Source organism: Nocardia noduli (assembly GCF_019038455.1).
Lineage (GTDB): Bacteria > Actinomycetota > Actinomycetes > Mycobacteriales > Mycobacteriaceae > Nocardia > Nocardia noduli.
The window spans coordinates 125901-150445 of record NZ_JAFMPL010000003.1; the positions used below are offsets into that span (position 1 = coordinate 125901).

Genomic DNA, 24545 nt, shown 5'->3' on the forward strand with positions numbered 1-24545 from the left:
ATGAATCAGAAGTCCGACGTTTCCGGTGGCACGATCGTGGATCTCATTCCACTGTCGAGGGCGCAGTACGGCATGTGGCTGGCCGATACTCTGCCCGGTGGACCCCCGGTCAATATCGCGCACTACCTGGAGATCGAGGGCCCGATCGACCTCGACGCGTTCGCCCGCGCCGTGAACGATGCCGGGCACGAGATGGAATCGCTCCTGGTGCGCGTCGTCGAGTCGGACGGTCGCCCTTATCAATTCGTCGACCACACCATGGAGTACGACGAGCCCGTACTCGATTTCAGCGGCGACGCCGACCCTGTCGCGGCGGCGCTGGAGTGGATGAGCGCCGATTACAGCACCAAGGCGCTCGATCTGAGCCGCGATCAACTCGCCGTCACGCGACTCATCCGGGTCGGACCGGATCGGTACTTCTGGTACGCGCGCGCCCATCATCTCGTCGTGGACGGATACGGCGCGTTCAATTCGCTGACCCGCTGCGCCGAGCACTACAACGCCCTACTCGAAGGGCGAGCGCCCGCGCCGCTGGTGGCGGCGACACTGCACGATGTCGCCGAGGCCGAGCGCGCCTATCGCGAGAGTCCCAGATTCGAAGCGGACAGGGCATATTGGCTCGACAAGGTGTCCGGCCTGCCGAAACCGGCGAGCCTGTCGGGGCGCACCGCGCGCTGGGCCAAGGACGACCGCGTCGCCGGTCAGGAACTCCCGTCGCACCTGTCCGACGCGCTCGATCGTTTCGCCGAGGATCTGCACGCCTCCGAAGCGCAGGTCGTGATCGCCGCTTTCGCCGCGTTCCTCGCCAGGATGACGGGCACCGACGATGTCGTGCTCTCGATGCCGGTCTCGGGGCGCGTCACCAAACGCCTGCGCAACGCCGCGGCGATGCTGGCGAACATGGTGCCGATCCGCTTCGCCGTCGGTGCGAGCACCACGGTCGAGGACATCGTGCGGGCCTCGGTGTCCGAACTGGTCGCGGCGATGCGGCATCAGCTGTACCGCTTCGAGGATCTGCGCCGCGAATCGGACGCCCTCGACGCCTCGGCGAACTCGTTCGGTCCGATCGTCAACATCCTGTTCTTCGACTCCGAGATCCGGATGGGATCGGCACTGGGCCGGTACCGCGCGCTCACCTCGGGCACACTCGACGACCTGCAACTGAACATGTATCGCTCGGGCGCCGACGCGCCCCTGCTGATCGAACTGCACGGCAACGGAAACCTGTACGGGCAGGACGAACTCGAGACCCACGCGGCCCGATTCATCGAATTCCTGCGCAGGCTGCTGGAATCGCCACGCGGTACCCCGATCGCCGCCATCGATCTGCTCGACACCGCCGAGCGGAGCCGTATCGTCGGCGATCTCGCGGGCCGCGACGGCGCGAGGCCGTCGGAGACGCTGGTCGAATTGCTGGCACGGCAGGCGGCCGCGACGCCCGAGGCGATCGCCGTCACCTCGGGGGACATCTCCCTGACCTATCGCGATCTGGACGAACGGTCGAACAGGTTCGCCCGCAGGCTCATCGCGCGCGGCGTCGGCCCGGAATCGCTCGTGGCCATCGCGATGCCGCGCGGGGCCGAGGTCGTCGCCGCCACCCTCGGCGTGCTGAAAACCGGTGCGGGATATCTGCCGTTGGATCTCGCGCATCCGGCCGACCGGCTCGAATACATTCTGGCCGACGCCGATCCGATCCTCACCGTGACCAGCGGTGATGTCCGTGACCGGGTGCCGGGCGATCCGGCCAGGGTCGTGCTCTTCGACGGGACGGGTCGCGCCGACGGAGATTTCGTCGCTCGGCCGATCATCGATACCGATCGGATCGCGCCGCTGCGTTCGGATCAGCTCGCCTATGTCATCTACACCTCCGGCTCGACCGGACGTCCCAAGGGTGTCGCGATCACCCACCGCAGCGTCTCCACGTACCTGGTGAATTCCTGCGCCGAGGCCGGAATTCGGGCCGGGGACGTCTGGACCTTCTTCCATTCGTATGCCTTCGACTATTCGATCTGGGAGATCTTCGGACCGCTCGTCACGGGTGGACGTGTCGTGGTCGTGGACAGCCGGACCACCCGGTCACCGGAGGACGTCGTACGCCTGGTCGCGCGGGAAGGGGTGACGGTTTTCAGCCAGACCCCCTCGGCGTTCTACCAATTCGCGGCCGCGCGACAGCGCTACGCCGACGCGGGCGAGCCGGACGGTCCGCTGTCGCTGCGGCTGGTCCTGCTCAGCGGTGAAGCGCTGCAACCGGCGCTGCTCGCGAACTGGTACGACCGGAACCCGGCCCTGCCGATGCTGGTCAACAGTTACGGGATCACGGAGACCACCGTCTTCGTGACCTATCTCGGCCTGTCGTCGAATATCGCCGTCGCGGGCGCGCCGAGTGCGATCGGTCCCGCGCTGCCGGGCTTGCGCACCTACGTGCTCGACCAGCGGTTGCAGCCGGTGCCGCTGGGCGCCTGGGGTGAGATCTATGTCGCGGGCGAACAACTCGCCCGCGGCTACCTGAACCGCCCGTCGTTGAGCGCGAGCCGGTTCGTCGCCGACCCGTTCGGGGAACCCGGCGGTCGGCTCTACCGCTCCGGGGATATCGTGCGCTGGAACAACCTCGGTGAGCTCGAGTACCGGGGTCGCGGTGACCAGCAGGTGCAGCTGCGCGGGTTCCGCATCGAACTCGACGAGATCCGCAACGCGCTGACCGGGCACGACAGTGTCGCTTCCGCCGCGGTCATCGTCCGCCATCCCGACACCGAGGCCGCGGGCCTCGTCGGATACGTCGTGCCGGAACCGGGCACGACCTGCGACCCGGAAACCCTGCGCGCGCACGTCGGTTCGGTGCTGCCGGAATACATGATCCCGGTGGCGATCGTGACCTTGGACGAATTGCCGCTCACCGTCAACGGAAAACTCGATCTGCGCGCACTGCCCGAGCCGGTCTTCGAATCCGCCGCACCCTATGTCGAGCCGCGTACCGTCGCCGAGGGGCTGATCGCCGACGTCTTCGCCGAAGTCCTCGGCACCGACCGCGTCGGGGTGCTCGACAGCTTCTTCGACCTCGGAGGCAACTCGATCACCGCGACCAGCGCGGTCGTGCGCATCGCGGAGGTGATGGGTTGCGAGGTCTCCGTGCGCGACCTGTTCGGCCATCCGACCGTCGCCCGCCTGGCCACGCGGCTGAGCGAGGCCGAGCGCACGACCCGGCCGCCACTGCGCGCGGTTCACCGGAGCGATCCCATCCCGCTCGCGCCCGCGCAGAACCGGATCTGGATGCTCAACCAGGCCGACCCGACATCGGGCGCCTACAACATTCCGCTGGTCCTGCGGTTGACCGGCGCACTCGATATCGCCGCGTTGCGCGCGGCGCTGACGGATGTGATCGAACGCCACGAGACCCTGCGCACGGTGTATCCCGTCGTGAACGGGCAAGGCGCACAGGTCATCCTGCCCGCCCACACCGTGGTCGCCGAGTTGACGCCGATGGTCGGCCCCGACGATCCCGACGAGATGAAAGCCCTCATCGGCACACTCGTCTCCGCGGGCACCGACCTGCGCACCGATCCGCCGATCCGGATCACCCTGTTGTCGACACCGGACCGTGCCGGGCACGTCCTCGTCGTCGTCCTGCATCACATCTGCTGTGACGGCTGGTCGTTGCGTCCGCTCGCGGCCGATGTGGCGGGCGCCTACGCGGCCAGGGTGGAGGGCAAGTCGCCGGAGTGGCGTCCGCTGGATGTGCACTACGCCGACTACAGCATCTGGCATCGCGCACTGCTCGGCGACGAGAACGATCCGGCCTCGCTGTCCTATCGTCAGCTCGACTACTGGACCAGGCGGCTGGTCGGAAAGCCTCCGCTGCTGGAGATTCCCGCCGACCGTCCGAGACCCGCGCGTCCGTCGCTGCGCGGCGAGGTCGTCACCGCCGCGATCGCCGCGGAGACCTTCGCGGGGATCGAGCGGCTCGCGCGCGCGTCGAATGTGACCACTTTCGTCGTCGTGCACGCCGCGCTGGCGGTGCTGCTCGCCCGGCTGTCGGGGGAGCAGGACATCACCATCGGCACGCCCGTCGCGGGCCGGGGTGAACGCGCGCTCGAACCGCTCGTCGGCATGTTCGTCAATACCGTTCCGCTGCGCACCGAGATCCGTTCCGACGAGAGCTTCGCCGCGTTCCTGACGCGGGTCGGCAACGACGACGTCGACGCGTTCGCCCACGGTGATCTGCCGTACGAGCGGATCGTCGACGCCGTCGAACCGCGTCGGTCGATGGCCTACGCGCCGCTGTGCCAGGTGTATCTCGTGCTCGAGAATACGGGCCGCGCGAAGGTGGCACTGTCGGATCTCACGGTCGAGGTGCTCGACCGTGACGCGGAGCCCGCGAAGGTCGATCTGATCGTCACCGTCGCGGAGAACGTCTCGGACGGCGGCGATGTCGCGGTGCGGATCAACTACGCGACCGACCTGTTCGACCGGGAGTCGATGGAGGTCTTCGCCGAACGCTGGACTCGGATCCTCGCGGAATTCGTCGCCGAACCGCGTCGGCCGGTGGGTGCGGTGAACATCCTGTCCGCGTGGGAGCGGCAGGCGTTGGTGCCCGCGTCGGGTGTGGCGGGTATCGGTTCACATGTGCTGAGCGACATGCTGTGTGTGCGTGACGCCGACGCGGTGGCTGTGGTTTCGGGTTCGCGGTCGGTGTCGTACGGCGAGTTGGACGAGTGGTCCTCGCGGTTGGCGCGATTGCTGATGTCCGAGGGCGTCGGTCCGGGCGACGTCGTCGGCCTGGTGATGGGCCGTTGCGCGGAGTTGGTGGCGGGGATGTGGGCTGTGACGAAATCGGGTGCCGGTTTCGTCCTGGTCGATCCCCGGTATCCGGTGGAGCGCGTGGCCGGGATGCTGGCCGACGCCGGTGTCGGTATCGCGCTGTCGGTATCGGAATCCCTCGCGGTCGTGCCGGGCGGGGTGCGGGTCGTGGCGCTGGACGGACCCGCTGTGCGGGCCGATCTCGCGGATTACTCGCCCGAGCCGGTGACCGATCTGGATCGGGTGCGTCCTTCGCGGGTTTCCGATGTGGCCTATGTGCTGTTCACTTCAGGGTCCACGGGTGTCCCCAAGGGCGTGATGGTGACCCACGAGGGTCTGGCGAATTTCGCCGCGGAGCAAGCGGTTCGGTACAGCGTGGACGAATCGTCGCGGGTGCTGGCGGTGGCGGCGCCCGGATTCGACGCGGTGGTGCTGGAATTGCTGATGGCGCACGCGTGCGGCGCAACGCTGGTGGTCGCGCCGCCCGAGGTCTTCGCCGGTGCGGAACTGGCGGAATTGATCGCGGGGGAGCGGGTGTCACACGCCTTCCTGACGCCCAGCGTGCTGGCGACCATGTCGCCCGAGGGACTGGACTGCCTGCGGGCGCTGGTCGCGGGTGGCGAGGCCGTGTCGGCGGAACTGGTCGAGGTGTGGGGAACCGGTCGCTCGTTGTTCAACGGGTACGGCCCCACCGAGACCACGATCATGGTGGCGATCTCGGATCGGCTGCGTCCCGGGCACCGGGTGGTGCTCGGCGGCCCGGTCCGGGGTGTGCAGTGCGTGGTCCTCGACCGTCGGCTGCGACCGGTTCCGGCGGGCGCCACGGGTGAGTTGTATGTCTCGGGACCGGGTTTGGCGCGCGGGTACATCGGACGTGGCGGTGCGACCGCCGGTGTGTTCGTCGCCGCGCCGTTCGGCACGGGGGCCCGGATGTACCGGACCGGCGACCTCGTGCGGTGGGTCGACGGCGGGGTGCTCGAGTTCATCGGGCGCGGCGATTTCCAGGTGAAGGTGCGTGGCCAGCGGGTCGAACTCGGCGAGATCGAGGCCGTCCTCGCCACACATCCCAGCGTCGCCACCGCGATCGTGGTCGGTGTCGCGACCGAGGCCGGAACCAGGCTCGCCGCCTACGTGCTGCCCGCCGCCGGCGCCGTGGACACCACGGAACTGCTGGGCTACGCGGGCAACCGCCTGCCGTCGCACATGGTGCCCGACGCGGTGCTCGTGCTCGACGAGATGCCGCTGACCTCGGTCGGCAAGATCGATCGTGCCGCGCTGCCCGCACCGGTTTTCACCGGTGCGGCCGAATACGTGGCGCCGCGCGACGCCGCCGAGCGGATGGTGGCGCAGATCTGCGCCGAGGTACTCGGCGTCGAGCGCGTCGGAATTCTCGACAGCTTCTTCGAGCTCGGCGGCAACTCGTTGACAGCCACCAGGTTCACCGCGCGGCTGGGCGCCGAATTCGGTGCCGAGGTCACGTTGCGCGCGATCTTCGAGGCGCCGACGATCGCGGAACTCGCGCGTCATCTGCGCACCGCGTCCGCCCCGGCGCGCGAACCACTCGAGCCGCAGCACCGTCCGGATCGGATTCCGCTGTCGCCCGCACAGGCGCGCATGTGGTTCTTCAACCGGTTCGACCCCACGTCGGCCGTCTACAACGTGCCGATCGTCGTCCGTATGTCCGGCGAACTCGATATCGCCGCGATGCGCGCCACGATCGGTGACATCCTCGACCGCCACGAGTCGCTGCGGACCGTCTACCCGGACAGCGACAGCGGCCCGCACCAGGTCGTCCTCGCCGTCGACCAGGTGCTGCCGGATCTCGAGCCGGTCGGTGTCGCGGACAGCGAGCTCGAGGCGTCCATCGCCGCGGCGGCGACGATCGGCTTCGATGTCACCGCCGAGGTGCCGTGCCGGATCACGTTGCTGCGCAGCGCGCCGGAGGTGCACACGCTGGTCATGGTGGTGCACCACATCAGCATCGACGGTTCCTCGCTCGCACCGCTCGCGACGGATCTGATGACGGCCTACCGCGCGCGGGTCGGGAACTCCGCGCCGCAGTGGCCGCCGCTGCCCGTGCAGTACGCGGATTACGCACTGTGGCAACGAAAGCTGCTCGGCGCCGATAACGATCCCGACAGCCCGACCGCCGCGCAGACCGCCTACTGGCTGTCGGCTCTCGCCGATCTGCCCGAGGTACTCGATCTGCCGACCGATCGTCCGAGGCCCGCCAAACAGTCGTTCCGCGGCGCCACCGTCACGGCGGCACTGCCCGCCGACCTGCACCGCGCCGTGGTCGCGCTGGCACGTCGCCACGACGCGACGGTTTTCATGGTGATGCACGCGGCGTTCGCCGCGCTGTTGGCACGGCTCTCGGGCACCGGGGATATCGCCGTCGGCACGCCCATCGCGGGCCGTGGTGAGCCCGGGCTCGACGGTCTGGTCGGCATGTTCGTCAACACCCTCGTGCTGCGTACCCGGATCGAACCCGACGCGACCTTCCTCGGGATCATGAACCGGGTACGCGAGGCGGATCTGTCGGCGTTCGAGAATGCCGACATCCCCTTCGAACGTCTCGTCGAGGTGCTCAATCCGCCGCGCACGACCTCCCACGCTCCGCTGACACAGGTGGGATTCTCCTTCCAGAACATCGAGATCCCCACCGTGAGTTTCGAGGGGATGACGGTCTCGGCCCACATGGCCGATCCCAGTGTGGCGAAATACGATCTGCACCTGAGCCTGGTCGACAGCATCGGGCCCAACGGTGAACCGGCGGAGATGGCCGTCGAATTCAGCTATGCCACCGACCTTTTCGACGATGTCACGATCCGTTCGATATTCGACAGGTACGCGCGGCTGCTGCACGCGGTCGTCGCCGAACCCGATCGGGTGGTCGGCGATGTCGACCTGCTGACCGCCGAGGAGACCGGCACGCTGGTCGCGCACTCGACCGGCCCGATCACCGACGAGCCGCCGTCGACGATCGCCGAACTGTTCGCCGCGCAGGTCGGCGCCCGCCCCGACGCCACGGCGGTGATCGACGCCGATACCGGCGGACAGTTCACCTACCGTGAATTCGGCGCGCAGGTCGACGCGTTGGCTCGGCAGTTGAACGGCCGCGGCGTCGGCCGGGGTTCGGTGATCGCGGTGGCGATGAATCGGTCCGTGGATCTGCTGCGGACGCTCTACGCGATCCACCGGGCGGGCGCGGCCTACCTGCCGCTCGACCCGGACCACCCGGTCGAGCGGATCAGGACCGTGCTCACCGCGGCGCGGCCCGACCGGATCATCGTCCGCGCGGCCGATCCGGTGCACCTGCCCGACGAGGTGGCGCCGTGGACGCTGGAGGAACTCACCGACGCCGACGCGACCACCTCGGCGGTGGGCGGAAACGAGTTCGGGCCGCCGCCACATCCACTCGATCTCGCCTACGTCATCTACACCTCCGGTTCGACCGGCGTCCCCAAGGGCGTCGCGGTACCGCACGGCGCGGTGGTGAACCAGTTGCGCTGGCTGCGGAATCACTACGGGCTCGGTGGCGACGACGTGATGGTGCTGCGCACCCCGGTCACCTTCGACCTCTCGGTCTGGGAGTTGTTCTCCGCGTTGACCTGTGGCGCGGCTCTGGTCGTCGCCGGTCCGAACGCGCACACCGACCCCGCCGCCGTCGTCGCGCTGATGAACGAATACCCCATCACCACGGTGGATTTCGTGCCGTCGCTGCTCGCGGCCTTCCTGGAGACCGCGGGCCCCGACACCGTTCCCGACGACTGCCGGGTGCTCTGCATCGGCGAGGCGCTTCCCGTCGAGACCGTCCGTCGTTTCCGCGAACTCAGCGGTGCCCGCATCGACAATCTGTACGGCCCGACCGAGGCCGCGGTCAGCGTCACCGCGCACCGGATCGACTCGCTCGACGGCACCGCCGTGCCCATCGGCGTTCCCGAGGCCAATGTGACCGTGCACGTGATGGATTCGCGCCTGCGGCCGGTTCCGGTCGGGGTGACGGGTGAGCTGTACCTCGGTGGCGCCCAGCTGGCACGCGGATATCACGGACGGCCCGGTGTGACAGCCGCGGCGTTCGTCGCCGACCCGTTCGCGGACGGGGGCGCCGCCCGGATGTACCGCACCGGCGACCTGGTCCGCCGCGACGGCGCGGGTGTCCTGCACTACGTCGGCCGCGCCGACACCCAGGTCAAGGTGCGCGGTCTGCGGGTCGAGCTCGGCGATATCGAAGCCGCCCTCGTCGCCGTCGACGGTATCGACGCGGCCGTGGCGCTGGTCCGCGCCGCGGGCGGCGAACAACGACTGATCGCCTACGCGGTGGCGGAAGAATCGTTCGACGCCAAGAAGATTCGCGGCGAGCTGATGTCGAGGCTGCCCGCCTACATGGTGCCGTCCCTCGTCATCAGGATCGACGCGGTACCGCTGACGGTGAACGGCAAACTCGACTACCGCGCGCTGCCGACACCGGACCCGAGCCATTTCGCCTCCGAATACCGGGCGCCGTCGGGTGTGGTCGAGCAGAGCATCGCCCGGGTCTTCGGTGAGCTCTTCGACCGGCCCGAGGTCGGCGCGGACGACAGCTTCTTCGAACTCGGCGGCAATTCGCTGATCGCGACCCGCGCGCTCAGCCGCATCGGCGAAATGGTCGACGTCGCGATTCCGGTTCGGGCGATCTTCGAGGCCCCGACCGTCGCCGGTCTGGCCGAACGGATCGCGCACCTGCGGTCGGTGCCGAACCTGCCCGCACCGACCCGCAGGCAGCGCCCGGCGCGCGTGCCGCTGTCACAGGCACAGACCAGGATGTGGTTCCTCAACCAGTTCGAACCGGAATCGGCCGGATACGTCGTACCGCTGGCGATCCGGCTCACCGGCGACCTCGATGTGGCGGCGTTCGCCGCCGCGTTCGGCGATGTCGTCGAACGCCACGAGAGCCTGCGCACCGTCTACCCCGCGATCGACGGGGTCCCGTCGCAGGTCGTGCTCGACGCGGCGGAGGTCGTCGGGCGACACGACCTCACACCGATCGTGCTCGACGAGCACGAACTGCCCGCCACTTTGGCCGAATTCGTCGGGGCCGGATTCGAGGTCTCGGCCGAGGTGCCGCTGCGCGCGGCGCTGTACCGGCTCTCGGACCGGGAATGGTTCGTCGCGATGGCGATGCATCACATCAGCTGCGACGGCTTCTCGGTCGCGCCGCTCGCGAACGACGTGATGACCGCCTACCAGGCCCGCGCACTCGGCAGGCCGCCGCAATGGGCCCCGCTCGCCGTGCAATTCGCCGATTACGCACTGTGGCAGCTCGACGTTCTCGGTGCCGCGAACGATCCGGCGTCGCCGGTCGCGCGTGACCTCGCCTACTGGCGATCGCGGCTCGCGGGTGTGCCCGATCTGCTCGAGTTGCCGTCCGACCGACCGCGGCCCATCGAGCGGACCCAGCGCGGCGCGGTACTGCGCGCGAAGATCCCCGCCGATCTGCAGGGGCGGATCGAATCGCTGGCGCGGCGGTCGGGATCGACGACGTTCATGGTCGTCCACACCGCGCTCGCGGTGCTGCTGTCGCGGTTGTCGGGCAGCGACGACATCACGATCGGGGTGCCGCACGCGGGCCGAGGCGATCGGTCGCTGGACAACCTGGTCGGCATGTTCGTCAACACGTTGGTGATGCGGACCCGCGTCGAACTCGACGACTCGTTCACCGAGGTGCTCGAGCAGGTACGTCATGGCGCCCTCGAGGCGTTCGACCACGCCTCGGTGCCCTTCGAGCAGGTGGTCGACGCGGTGAAACCCGCACGCTCGACCTCGCACACGCCGCTGTTCCAGGTGATGCTGGCCTACCAGAACATGGCGCGCGCCCGACTCGAACTGCCGGGACTCACCGTCGAGAACGTCGATCCTGGCGACAGCGCCGCGATCTACGACCTGCTGCTGATGGTGGCCGAGGAACACGGACCGCACAACGAGCCCGCGGGCATCTCCGTGCGGGCGACCTACTCCACCGACCTCTTCGACGAACACACGGTGCGCCACTTCACCGAACGTCTGATCCGGATCCTCGATGCCGTGGCGACCGACAGCGAATCGGCGGTCGGCGCGGTGGCGCTGCTCGATGAGCGGGAGCGGTCGCGCGTCCTCGAGCGTTGGAACGACACCGGGGGCTCATGTGCTCCCGGCGCCACCCTGGTCGACGCCTTCGACGCCCAGGTGGCACGGACTCCCGACGCCGTGGCCCTGCGCGTTCCCGGCGGAATCACCTGGACCTACCGGGAGTTCGACGCGCGCGTGAATCGCCTGGCGCGTCTGCTCATCGCGCGCGGCGCGGGGCCTGAGCGGGTGGTCGCGGTGGCGATCGGCCGGTCGGCCGAACTCGTGACGGCGTTGTACGCCGTGATCAAGGCGGGAGCGGCGTTCCTGCCGATCGATCCCGGCCATCCCACCGCCAGGATCGCGCACGTGCTCGACACCGCGAAACCGCTGATCGTGCTCACGACCTCCGTGGACGGCACCGACCTGCCGGAAGGCGTCGACACCGTTCCGGTCGACGGGCTCGACCTGCGCGAGCTGTCGGACGCGCCGATCGCCGACGGGGAGCGCCTGGCCACGCTGCGGCCGGACAACACCGCCTATGTGTTGTTCACCTCCGGCTCCACCGGAATCCCGAAGGGCGTCGCCCTGACCCACGCCGCGACCGCGAGCCAGCTGGAGTGGGCCCAGCGCCAGTGGCCGCACGACACCTCCGATGTCGTGCTCCACAAGACCCCGGTCACCTTCGATATCGCCGTCTGGGAATTGTTCTGGCCCTTGCGGACCGGTGCGCAGATCGTCGTTGCCGAGCCCGACGGGCACCGCGACCCCGCCTACCTGGCGCGGGTGATCGCCGAGCAGCGGATCACGACGGCGCATTTCGTGCCGTCCATGCTCGAGGTGTTCACCGAATTCGTCGGTGCCGCCGCGCTTGCGGCGATGCGCCGGGTGTTCGTCTCGGGCGAGGCGCTCTCGCGCCGCGTCGCCGACGACGCGGCGGCGGTGTTCACGCACGCCGATACGGTGAACTGGTACGGCCCGGCCGAGGCGGAGGTCGTCACGTCGGTGCGGCTCGGCGAGGATGCGGGGGATTCGGGCACCGGTGCGATGGTGCCGATCGGTGCGCCGATCTCCGGGATGCGCGTCTACGTGCTCGATGCCGGGCTGCGTCCGGTGCCGGTCGGCGTCGTCGGCGAATTGTATGTCGCCGGTGTGCAATTGGCGCGCGGGTACCAGGGCAGGGCAGCACTCACCGCTGGCGCCTTCGTGGCGAATTCCTTCGGTGCGCCCGGACAGCGTCTGTACCGCACGGGTGACCGCGTGCGGTGGACCGAGTCCGGGACGCTGGAATACCGGGGCCGCAGCGATTTCCAGGTGAAGGTGCGTGGTCAGCGCGTCGAACCCGGCGATATCGAAGCCGCGATGCGCGCCATCGACGACGTCGCCCGCGCGGTGGCGATCGTGACCGCCGAGCGGATCGTCGGATACGTCACCCTGGTGCCGGGGGCGCGCATGGACGGCCGCGAGATCCGCGACCGCCTCACCCGTTCGCTGCCCGGCTATCTCGTTCCGGCCGGTGTGCAGGTTCTGGAATCGATGCCGCTCAACGCGAACGGAAAACTCGACCGGGCCGCCCTGCCGCGACCGGTATTCGACGACCGCGAGGAATTCGTGCCGCCGCGCACCGACCGCGAAGAGGTACTCGCGGGGACGGTCGCCGAGCTCACGGGCGCCGATCGGGTGAGCGTGAGCGCGAATCTGTTCGAGATCGGCGTCAATTCGCTCTCCGCCGCCCGGCTCGCGGCGCGCGCGCAGACGGCACTCGGCGTCGACGTGGGGATCCGCGACATCTTCGACGCCCCCACCGTCGCCGGACTGGCCGAACTGCTGGCGACGCGTTCGACGTCGACAGAGCTGCCGCTCGTCGCGCGACCGCGTCCGGCCGTCGTGCCGCTCGCGAACGCCCAGCGGCGGATGTGGTTGCTCAACCAGCTCGATACCTCCTCACCGGCCTACAACATCTGCTTCGCCGCCCGACTGACCGGCCGACTCGATATCGACGCGTTCCGTGCGGCCTTCCTGGACGTCATCGGCAGGCACGAACCGCTGCGGACGGTCTACCCGGTCGTGGACGGTGAGCCGCGCCAGTTGGTGCGGGACCTGTCGGGTATCGGCGTCGAACTGGTGCCCGCACCGCTCGCGGTGGCCGACGAGGCCGAGATGACGGCCAGGATCGGTGAGACCGTGCGGGCGGGATTCGATGTCGCGCAGGCGGTCCCGCTGCGCGTCCGACTCCTGCGGACCTCCGAGCAGGAGCACGTGCTGGTCGTCGTGGTCCATCACATCGCGGCGGACGGCGCGTCGATGCCCCCGCTGGCCCGTGATGTGTTCTCCGCGTACGCCGCTCGTACGGCGGGTCGTGCGCCGGGCTGGGAACCGTTGGCGGTCCAGTACGCCGATTACGCCCTGTGGCAGCGGGATTCGCTCGGTTCGGAGGACGATCCGGTCTCGCAACTCGCCACGCAGATCGAATACTGGTCCCGCACCCTGCGCGACGCGCCGGAACTGCTCGACCTGCCGACCGACCGGCCACGCCCGGCCACCATGTCGATGGTCGGCGGCAGCGTCCGCTTCGACATCCCCGCACGGCTGCACGACGACATCGTGCGGGTGGCCCATCGCGAGGGCGTGACGGTCTTCGTCGTCCTGCACGCGGCGCTGGCGATCCTGTTGGCGCGCACCGCGCACAGTTCCGACATCTCGATCGGCACCCCGGTCGCGGGGCGTGGACGGCGTGAACTCGACGATCTGGTCGGCATGTTCGTCAACACGGTCGTCCTGCGTACCCCGATCCGCGAGGACCGGACCTTCGCACAACTCCTGTCGGAGATCCGCGATATCGATCTGGAAGCCCTCGCGCACGCGGATCTGCCCTACGAGCGACTGGTCGAAATCCTCGATCGGCCTCGATCGGCGGCGTACTCCCCGCTGTTCCAGGTGATGTTGGGGTGGCAGCACGCCTCGGCGTCGCGCTTCGAATTGCCCGAGATCGCGGTCGAACCCCTCGATCCCGGTATCGCGCAGGCCAAGACCGATCTCACCGTCCTGGTCACCGAACGGCTCGCGGGCGACCGTGCCGCGGGCATCGGCGGCGAGATCGTGTACGCCGAGGATATTTTCGATGCCGCGACCGCACACGCCTTCGCGGACCGGTTCCTTCGCGTCCTGGACGGCCTCGTCGCCGATCCGGCACGTCTCGTCGGTGCGGTGTCGCTGCTCGGCGACGAGGAAACGGCACGACTCGTGCCCGCGTCCGGTGGTCCGGTCGGACCCGCGCGGCTCTACCCCGATCTGCTCGCGGATTCGGTCGCGGCGGCCCCCGACGCGATCGCCCTCATCGGCGTCACCGAAACCCTGACCTACGCCGAAGTCGAGGACAGGGCCAACCGCCTCGCCCGTCACCTGCTGACCATGGGACTCGGGCCGGACGATTTCGTCGCGCTCGCGGTTCCGCGCTCGGTCGACTATCACGTCGCCATGTGGGCCATCGCGAAAACCGGCGCGGCCTTCGTCCCGGTGGACCTGCGGTACCCGGCGCGTCGCATCGACCACATGGTGCGGGATTCCGGCACGGGCATCGGTATCACGCTGACCGCGTCGCTGACGGCGTTGCCGGACGGTGTCCGGTGGGTGGCCCTCGATGATCCGGACACGGCCTCCGAGATCGCCGCGTGCCGTGCGACCGCCGTCACCGACGCCGAGCGCATCAGGACGCCGCGGATCCAGGACGCGGCGTACGTGGTCTACACCTCCGGGTCGACCGGTACCCCCAAGGGCGTCGTCGTCACCCACGAGGGTCTCGCGGGTTTCGCCGCCGAACAGCGCGATCGTTACCGGGTGGAGTGCGATTCCCGGGTGCTGCACGTGTCGGCGCCCGCGTTCGACGCGGTACTGCTCGAATCGTTGATGGCATCGCAGGCGTCCGCGGCGCTGGTGATCTCACCGCCGGATATCTTCGGCGGCGCCGAATTGGACGACCTGATTCGCGAACACGGGGTGACGCACGCCTTCCTCACCCCCGGTGTCCTCGCGACGATTCCGGCGACCGGTCTCGAATCGGTGCGGATGCTCGCGGTCGGCGGCGAGAAGGTCGGTGTCGACGCCATCGCGCCGTGGGCGGCGGGGCGCAGGCTGCACAATATCTACGGGCCGACCGAGACGACGATCGTCATCACCATCAGTGACCCGATGCTGCCCACCGACTCCATCACCATCGGCGGTCCGATCCGCGGTGCGGCGGCGGTGGTTCTGGACGCCGGGTTGCGTCCGGTGCCGGTCGGAGTCGCGGGGGAGCTGTATCTCGCGGGCCCGCAGCTGGCGCGCGGGTACCTGAACCGGTCGGCGCCGACCGCGGGTGCCTTCGTCGCGAATCCGTTCGGCGACTCGGGTTCTCGCATGTATCGGACCGGCGACATCGTGCGTTGGACCCGTAGCGGAGCCCTGGAATACATCGGCCGCGTCGACTTCCAGATCAAGATCAGGGGTCAGCGCATCGAACTGGGCGAGATCGACGCCGCGCTGATCGCCTATCCGACGGTGGCCGCCGCGGTGACGGTGGTCCGCAGCGGACCGGGCGGTCAGCCCGCGCTCGCGGCCTACGTGGTGGCGGAGGCCGGAAGCGCCGTCGACCCGGTCGACCTGCGCACCCGGGTGTCGACCGTGCTGCCCGCGCATATGGTGCCCGCCGTGATCACCGTGCTGGACACGATGCCGCTCGCCTCGACCGGCAAGGTGGATCGCAAGGCCTTGCCCGAACCCGATTTCGACAGTGCCGTCACCGATCTCGTCGCGGTGTCGGGCGATCTGGAACGGACCGTTGCCGCCGCGTTCGCCGAAGTGCTCGGGATCTCCGCGGTGGGCGCGACCACGTCGTTCTTCGCGCACGGCGGCGATTCCATCATGGTGATCCAGCTGGCGTCGCGGTTGAAGTCGGCGGGCGTGCTCGTGACGGCCAGGGATATCTTCGAGCGCAAGACGGTGCGGGAGCTGGCGCGGGTGGCGGGCGCCGCCGAGCGTCGGGCACTCGAGGAGTTGCCGGGCGGTGGTGTCGGCGAGATTCCGGCGACACCGATCGTGTCCTGGTACCTCGAACGAATCGGTACCGCGGACCGGTTCGCGCAATCGGTCCTGGTGCGGCTGCCCGGTGCGGCCCGCGTCGAGGACGTGACGGCCGTCGTACAGGCGGTGCTCGACCAGCACGACATGTTGCGGGCCAGGTTGCGCGACGGGCGTCTCGAGGTCCTGCCCGCCGCCGATGCCGCGGGCTCGGTGCTGGTTCGGACGTTCGGCGAGGCGCAGGCTCCCGGTGGGGACGGATTCACCACCGTACTCGAGGCCGCGGCCGCCGAGGCGGCCGGACGTCTGGATCCGGCGGCGGGACGGATGGCGCAGATCGTCTGCCTGCTGCCCGAACCGGGTGTCGACTCCGACGGCCGCGCCCTCATCGTCATCCACCACTTGGCCGTGGACGGCGTCTCATGGCGAATCCTGGTGCCGGACTTCATGACCGCGTGGCAGCAGCACACGCTCGGCCAGGGCATCTCGCTGCCCGAGCAGGGCACATCCATGCGCCGGTGGGCACATGCTCTCGCCGAGGCCGCCACGGCCCGAGCGGGCGAGATCGACCTGTGGGAGCGGACGAGTGGCGCCGTCGATCCGCAGCTGGGTTCCGCCGCGTTCGACCCGGCACTCGATATCCAGTCCACGGTCCGCCAGGTGACGATATCCGTGCCGACGACGGTGACCTCGGCCCTGTTGCACGCGGTGCCGGAAGCCGTGCACGGCAGTGTCGACGACGCGTTGCTCGCCGGACTTGCTGTCGCCGTGGCACGGTGGCGCGCTCGGCGCGGTGTCACACACACCGGCCTCAAGGTGCTCGTGGAGGGCCACGGACGCGAGGAACGGATCGCCGAAGGCGCCGACCTGTCGCGCACCGTCGGCTGGTTCACCAACGCCTACCCCGTCGCGCTGGAAGTGGGCGACACCGGAACCGATATCCGCGCGACGGTGAAATCGGTGAAGGAGCAGTTGCGCGCGATCCCGGACAAGGGGATCGGGTACGGCCTGTTGCGGTACCTGAATCCGGACACCGCGGGCAGGCTCGCGTCGGCGGCCGAGCCGCAGATCAGTTTCAACAATCTCGGTCGGGTCGGCGTCGATGTGACGACCCTGTCCGAATACGCCTGGAGCCCGGCGGACGAGGAATTCGACCGCAGGGCGGCGTTCGACCAGGACATGCCCGCCGCCGCGGCCCTCACGATCGACGTCCACGTCGAGGAGACCGAAACGGGTCCGCGACTGTCCGCCTACGTCGGCTACGCCTCGCGTCTGCTCGAGCAGGACGACGTGGTGGCACTCGCCGACGAATGGGTCGCCGCCCTGACCGCGATCGCCACCGAATCGGAGCTGGACCGCGACTGGGGCCTGTCCCCGGCCGACGTCCCGCTCATCGAACTCGGTCAATCCGATCTCGACATCTTCGCGGACAGGTACGGGCCGCTCGCCGACGTGTGGCCACCGGCCCCGCTCCAGGCGGGCCTGCTGTTCCACGCCGACCTCGCCGTGGGCGGGCTCGACGTGTACACGGCGCAATCGGTGCTCACGCTGGAGGGCGCGCTCGATCAGGACCGGCTCGAGCGCGCGGTGTCCGCCTTGCTCGAGCGCTATCCGAACCTGCGGGCGGCCTTCACCCGGACGACGCGAGGCGTCGCGGCGCAGATCGTTCCCGCCGAAAGCGCGATCTGCTGCGCCAGGGCGGACGCGAGCGGGGACGAGGCGGCGGTGCGGGCGCTGGTCGAGGCGGAGCGCATCCGTGCGTTCGATCCCGCGCTGCCGCCGTTGCTGCGGTTGCTGACGGTCACCGCCGGACCGCGTGACTTCCGTCTGGTGCTGACAGCGCACCATCTTCTGCTCGACGGTTGGTCGTTGCCGCTGCTGTGGCGAGAGTTGATCGGGCTGTACGCGGTCGACGCTCGGCACGAACTGCTCCCCGCCCCGGCGAGCTACCGCGACTACCTGGCCTGGCTCGACGGTCGAGACCTGTCGCAAAGCCTCGACGTGTGGCGCGAGATGTTGCGCGATGTCGACGCGCCGACGCTGGTGTCGGATTCGGCGCTCGGGACGACGGCGGATGTCCCCGTCGATCTCGAGGTCGTCCTCGATCGCCGCGTCACCGCGGAACTGGAGGAATTCGCCCGTTCCCGTTCGGTGACGATGGCGACGATGGTGCAGTTCGCGTGGGCGGTCGTTCTCGGGAACCTGCTCGGCGTGGAGCGAGTGGTGTTCGGCAGCACCGTATCCGGGCGTCCCGCCGAGTTGCCGGGCGTGGAATCCATGATCGGTCTGTTCATCAATACGGTGCCGGTGGCGGTGCGGGTTCGCCGCGACCGGACGATCGAGCAGTCGCTGGCGAGTCTCCAGGCGGACAACACCCGTCTGCTCGATCACCACTACGTCGAACTCTCGCGGATCATGTCGGCCACCGGTGCGGCGGCGCTGTTCGACACCCTCGTCGTCTTCGAGTCGTACCCGGTCGACAGCAGTGGGCTGGGTGAGGTCGATATCGACGGCATGCGGGCGGTCGGCGCGACGGGAACCGACGCCGCGCACTACCCGATCACCGTGCAGGCGCATCTGCTCGAAGAACTGCACCTGCGGGTCCGCTATCAGCGCGCGTCCGTCGACGACGGCACGGCCGCAGGTCTCGCCGCGCGTCTGGAAACCGTATTGCGCGCCGTCACCACCGATCCCTCGGCGCTGCTCCGCGAGGTCGACCTGCTGTCGGCCGACGAACGCCGCGTATCGGTTCCCGCGTCGGGCGCAGACGGTGTGGCGCCGCGTGTGCTCGGCGATGTGTTGCGCGCGGGTGATCCGCTGGCTCCCGCGGTCGTCTCGGAGTCGCGGACGGTGTCGTTCGGCGAGTTGGACGGATGGTCGTCACGACTGTCGCGTTTGTTGATCTCGGAGGGCGTCGGACCCGGCGACGTGGTCGGCCTCGTGATGGGCCGCGGCGCGGAACTGGTCACCGGGATGTGGGCGGTCGCGAAGGCGGGCGCGGGTTTCGTCCTCGTCGATCCCCGGTATCCGGTGGACCGCGTCGCGGCGATGCTGCGGGACGCGGACGTGCGCACGGTGCTGTCGGCGTCGGTGGACGCGGGCGCGGTGCCACAGGACGTTCGGGTGGTGGTGCTGGACGATCCGACCCTGGATTCGGAATTGGAGAGATACTCACCCGGGCCGGTGTCGGATGCCGACCGGGTGCGGCCCTGCCGGGTCTCCGACGTGGCGTACGTGCTGTTCACCTCCGGATCGACCGGTGTGCCGAAGGGGGTGATGGTGACACACGCGGGGTTGGCGAATTTCGCTGTCGAGCAGCGTGATCGGTACGACATCGATAGCTCCGCGCGGGTGCTCGCCGTCGCCGCTCCCGGTTTCGACGCGGTGGTGCTGGAACTGTTGATGGCGCACGCCTGCGGCGCGGCGCTCGTGGTCGCGCCCCCGCAGGTGTTCGCGGGTGTCGAACTGGCCGAACTGATCGCCCGTGAGCGGGTGTCGCACGCGTTCGTGACGCCCAGCGTGCTGGCGACGATGTCGCCGGCGGGGCTGGACTGCCTTCGGGTGCTGGTCGCGGGCGGCGAGGCGGTATCGGCCGAACTGGTGGCGGTATGGGGTATCGGTCGGTCGCTGTTCAACGGATACGGGCCGACCGAGACCACGATCATGGCGATGATCTCGGATCGACTGTCCCCGGCGGACCGCGTCGTGATCGGCGGTCCCGTTCGCGGCATGCGGTGTGTGGTCCTCGATCGGTGGTTGCGTCCGGTTCCCGCGGGCGTGGTCGGCGAGCTGTACGTCTCGGGACCGGGTACGGCACGCGGGTACGCGGGCCGAGGCGGGGCGACTGCGGCCGCGTTCGTCGCGGCGCCGTTCGGCCACGGCGAGCGGATGTACCGCACCGGCGACGTCGTCCGGTGGTGTGACGGTGGAGTGCTGGAATTCGTCGGGCGCGGCGACTTCCAGATGAAGGTGCGCGGTCAGCGGGTCGAGCCCGGTGAGATCGAAGCGACCCTGCTCGACCACCCCGCGGTGCGTCAGGCCGTGGTCGTGCTCCGTGCGGACGACCGCGGTGTCGACCGGTTGGCCGCCTATCTCGTCGCCGACGCCGACACCGATACCGCCGAGGTGGCGGCTGCCGCGCGGACGCGACTGCCCGGGCACATGGTTCCCGAGGTCTTCGTCGTCCTGGCGGCGCTTCCGCTCACCAACACCGGCAAACTCGATCGCCGATCGCTGCCCGCACCGGATTTCGTGGATCGCCGCGAGTGGGTCGCTCCGCGCACCGATATCGAATGCGTGGTGGCCCAGGTGTTCGAGGACGTGCTCGACGTCGAGAAGGTCGGCGTGCTCGACGGTTTCTTCGAACTCGGCGGCAATTCGCTGTCGGCGACGCGGGCGGCCGCTCGACTCGGTGCGGCCCTCGGGACGCGGGTCGGCGTGCGCGACCTGTTCGAAGCGCCGTCGGTCGGCGTGCTCGCCGCGCGCCTCGCCACCCTCGACCGGGTCGAGCGGGCGCCACTGACCAGGCGGGCGCGCCCGGATCTGGTGCCGCTCTCCCCCGCGCAGCAACGCATGTGGTTCTTCAACCAGTTCGACACCTCGGTGGCGGCCTACAACGTGCCGCTGCTGGTCCGGCTGAAGGGCGAACTCGATATCGACGCGATGCGGCGCGCGTGCGCCATGGTCGTCGCGCGGCACGAATCGCTGCGTACCAGGTACCCGATGACGGGGGGAACCCCGCACCAGGTGATCGTCGACGCGGCGGAGATCACGCACGTTCTCGACCCGGTCGTCGTGGACGAAACGCAACTGATGGCTCGGGCCGCGGCCGCGGTGTCGGTGAGTTTCGATGTGACCCAGGCACCCCCGGTCCGGCTGGATCTGTTCACCCTGAGCGCGACCGATCACGTCCTGGCGATCACCGTGCACCACATCTGCGCGGACGGGCAGTCGATGATGCCGCTCGCCAGGGATGTGGCCGCGGCCTATGTGGCGAGCACGCACGGCACCGAACCCCTGTGGCCCGAGCTCGCGGTGCAGTACGCGGACTACTCGATGTGGCGTCGGGAAATGCTCGGCGACGAGAACGATCCCGATTCGGTGATCTCCGAACAACTGCGGTATTGGCGGGACACGCTCGCCGGCCTGCCCGAACTGCTCGAACTGCCGACCGATCTGCCCCGTCCGGCGATCGCCTCCATGCGCGGCGGCGCGGTCGACTTCGAGATCTCCTCGGCGCTGTGGTCGCGGATGGACGAGATGGCGCGTGCGGCGAACGCGACGGTGTTCATGGTCTTGCACGCCGCGCTCACCGTTCTGCTGTCGCGGCTCGCCGGTGTCGACGACATCGCCGTCGGCACACCGGTTTCCGGCCGCGGTGAACGCGAACTCGACGATCTCGTCGGGATGTTCGTGAACACCGTCGTGCTGCGGTCGCGGGTCGCGTCGCGGCAACCGTTCGCGGAGCTGCTCGCCGCGACGCGCGATGCGGACCTGGCCGCGTTCGCCCACGCGGACGTGACCTTCGACCAGGTGGTCGAGATGCTCAATCCGCCTCGGTCGACGGCGCACCTGCCGGTGTACCAGGTGACCCTGGACGTCCAGAATCTGCGCGCCGCCGCGCTGACGCTGCCCGACCTGGTCATCGAGCCGATCGAGCACGGATACGAACAGGCACAGGCGGATCTGAACGTCAAACTGGTCGATCGCTACGACGACAAGGGCGCCAGGGCGGGGATGTCGGGCCGTCTGACCTACGCCAGTGATCTGTTCGTCGAGGAGACGATGCATCGCTTCGTCGACGCGTTCGTCCGGATCCTGGAGACCGTGACCGAGGAACCGGCTGTGGTCGTCGGTGATATCGGTCTGGTCGACGCCGCGCAGCAGCTAGAGATCCTCGCGGCGGCGGGCTCCGACGGCATCGAGGTGCCGGAAGTGACTCTGGCGCGGCTGTTCTCGGACAGCGTCGCCGCGCACCCGGACACGGTCGCGGTGAGCGACGGCGTCGTGCGGCTGACCTATGCCGAGCTGGATCGCCGTGCCGAGGCGGTGGCCGCGCGGTTGACCGAATGCGGCGCGGGTCCGGAAACACTGGTGGCCGTGGCGCTGTCGCGGTCGGTGGATCTGGTCGTCGGGCTGCTCGGTGTGATCAAGGCGGGAGCGGGATATCTGCCGCTCGATCTCGCCTACCCGCGCGAGCGGGTGCGGTTCGTCCTCGAGGACGCCGCGCCGGTGGTGGTGCTCACCGCCGCGGCGACGGCGTCGGACGTGCCGGAATGCTCGGCTCCGGTGGTGTACGTCGAGGACTGCGTACAGGTCGACCCTCGGGCACGGCGCACCGCCGTGCCCGAGGCCGGACCGGACAATGTCGCCTATGTCATCTACACCTCGGGATCGACGGGCAGGCCGAAGGGGGTCGTGGTGAGCCACCGCCAGGTGGTCACCCTGTTCGCCAGGGCCGCCGAGCGTTTCGATCTCGGTCCGGACGACGTGTGGACGATGTTCCATTCGTACGCCTTCGATTTCGCGGTCTGGGAGATGTGGGGCCCGTTGGTTTCCGGCGGACGCGTGGTGGTCGTCGACCACGACACCTCCCGGACACCGGACGCACTGGTCCGGATACTGGCGCGGGAGCGGGTCACGGTGCTGAGCCAGACACCGTCGGCGTTCTACGGTTTCGCCGACGCCGAGCGTCGGTACCGGGAATCCGAGGGTGCGGCAGGAGAACTCGCGCTGCGGTACGTGGTGCTCGGCGGCGAGGCGCTCGACACGTCCAGGCTGACCGATTGGTTCGCCGCGCACGAACCGGACGCGCCACGCGTGGTGAACATGTACGGCATCACCGAGACCACCGTGCACGTCACCTATTCCGAACTCGGCGGCGCGAACTCGGCGGCGGACAGTTCGGCGGTGGACAGTTCGGCGGTGGACAACGCGGGAATCGGCACGCCCCTGCCGGGCCTGCGCGCCTACGTGCTCGACGATCGGCTCCGTCCCGCCCCGATCGGGGTCGTGGGGGAGATGTACATCGCGGGTGACCAACTCTCGCGCGGTTACCTCGGCGCCCGTTCGTTGACCGCGAGCCGTTTCGTGGCGAATCCGTTCGGGCCCGCGGGCTCCCGGCTGTACCGTTCCGGCGACACCGCGCGTTGGCGGCGCGCGGCGGACGGACTGGAGTTGTCCTACGCGGGCCGCGCGGACGCGCAGGTGCAGTTGCGCGGCTTCCGTATCGAATTGGGTGAGGTGGAATCGGCGCTGCTGCGCCATCCCGCCGTGACCCAGGCCGCGGCCGCGGTGCATCGTCACGAACTCGGCGTGGATCAGTTGATCGGTTACGCGGTGCTGGACGGGCACGGTATCGATCCCGGCGAGATCCGCGCGACGGCGGCGCGGGTGCTGACGAGTTACATGGTGCCCTCGGTGGTGATGGTGCTGCCCGAACTGCCGCTGACGATCAACGGCAAACTCGATCGCAAGGCATTGCCCGGACCCGATTTCGGCGAGTCGGTCATCGAATTCGTCGCTCCGCGTACCCGGTCCGAGAAAGTGCTGTGCGAGGTCTACGAGAAGGTGCTCGGTGTCGCGCGGGTCGGTGCGACGAACGGATTCTTCGACCTGGGCGGTAATTCGCTGCTCGCGACGAGCGTGGTGATCGAATTGCGCTCCCGTGGCGTGACGATCTCGCTGCCGTGGATGTTCGACGATGCCACGCCGGAAGCACTGGCGCGCCGGGCGGACGAGGCGGAGGGCGGTTCCGGCCTCCAGGTGCTGCTTCCGCTGCGCGCGGGTGGGTCCAAACCCGCCATCTTCGGTGTCCATCCCGCGGGCGGCCTCGCCTGGTTCTACGGCGGCGTGGTCGAACATCTCGACCGGGACCGGCCGGTGTTCGGGTTGCAGGATCCGCACGTCGTCGCGGGCGAACCGTGCGCGGATTCGGTGGACGCGCTCGCCGAGCGGTATGTGGCCGAGATTCGCCGGGCACAGCCGAACGGGCCGTATCACCTGCTCGGCTGGTCGCTCGGTGGTGAGATCGCCCATGCCATGGCGGTGCGCCTACAGCGTGACGGCGATCAGGTCGGCACCCTGGCGGTGCTCGACAGTGTCGTCGGCTGGGCCGACGGGCAGCCCGATCCCGGCATCGTCGCCACCAACGGCCACACGCCGGGCGAGCTGATGGCGGACCTGCTCGGCGGCTGGCGGGAACTGTTCGACCTCGGCGACGCGGTGTCGGCACAGACCCACGAGCAGGCATGGGGTGTCATCCGCGATCAGATCGTCGCCACCGGGATGTTCACCGCCGACCAGGTGGATCGGTTGATGACCAGTTTCGAGACGGCAGGCGATATCGCGCGCGACTACCGTCCCGAGGTCTTCGACGGCGACATGGTCGTGTTCACCGCGGGCCGGGACCGCAGCGACCACGACGCCATCGCCAGGACGTGGCGGCCCTACGCCACCGGCGAGGTCCACAACACGGTGGTGGACGCGCGCCACCTCGAACTGACCCATCCCGCCGCGCTGGCCGTCGTCGGCCCGATCCTGGAGCGGTTCATGACGGGCGTCGAGGAGGCGGCGCTGTCCGCGACATCACGGGAGTAGCGCCCGGCGACGAG

General features: G+C 69.3%; 1 protein-coding gene. It reads left to right on the forward strand.

The genetic code is table 11. The annotated features are described in order from the left end of the window. Positions 1 to 24531: a non-ribosomal peptide synthetase gene (locus JZ792_RS03785; RefSeq protein WP_216906855.1), complete on the forward strand. Its 24531-nt coding sequence runs from the start codon at positions 1 to 3 to the stop codon at positions 24529 to 24531. Positions 24532 to 24545 lie beyond the last annotated feature (14 nt).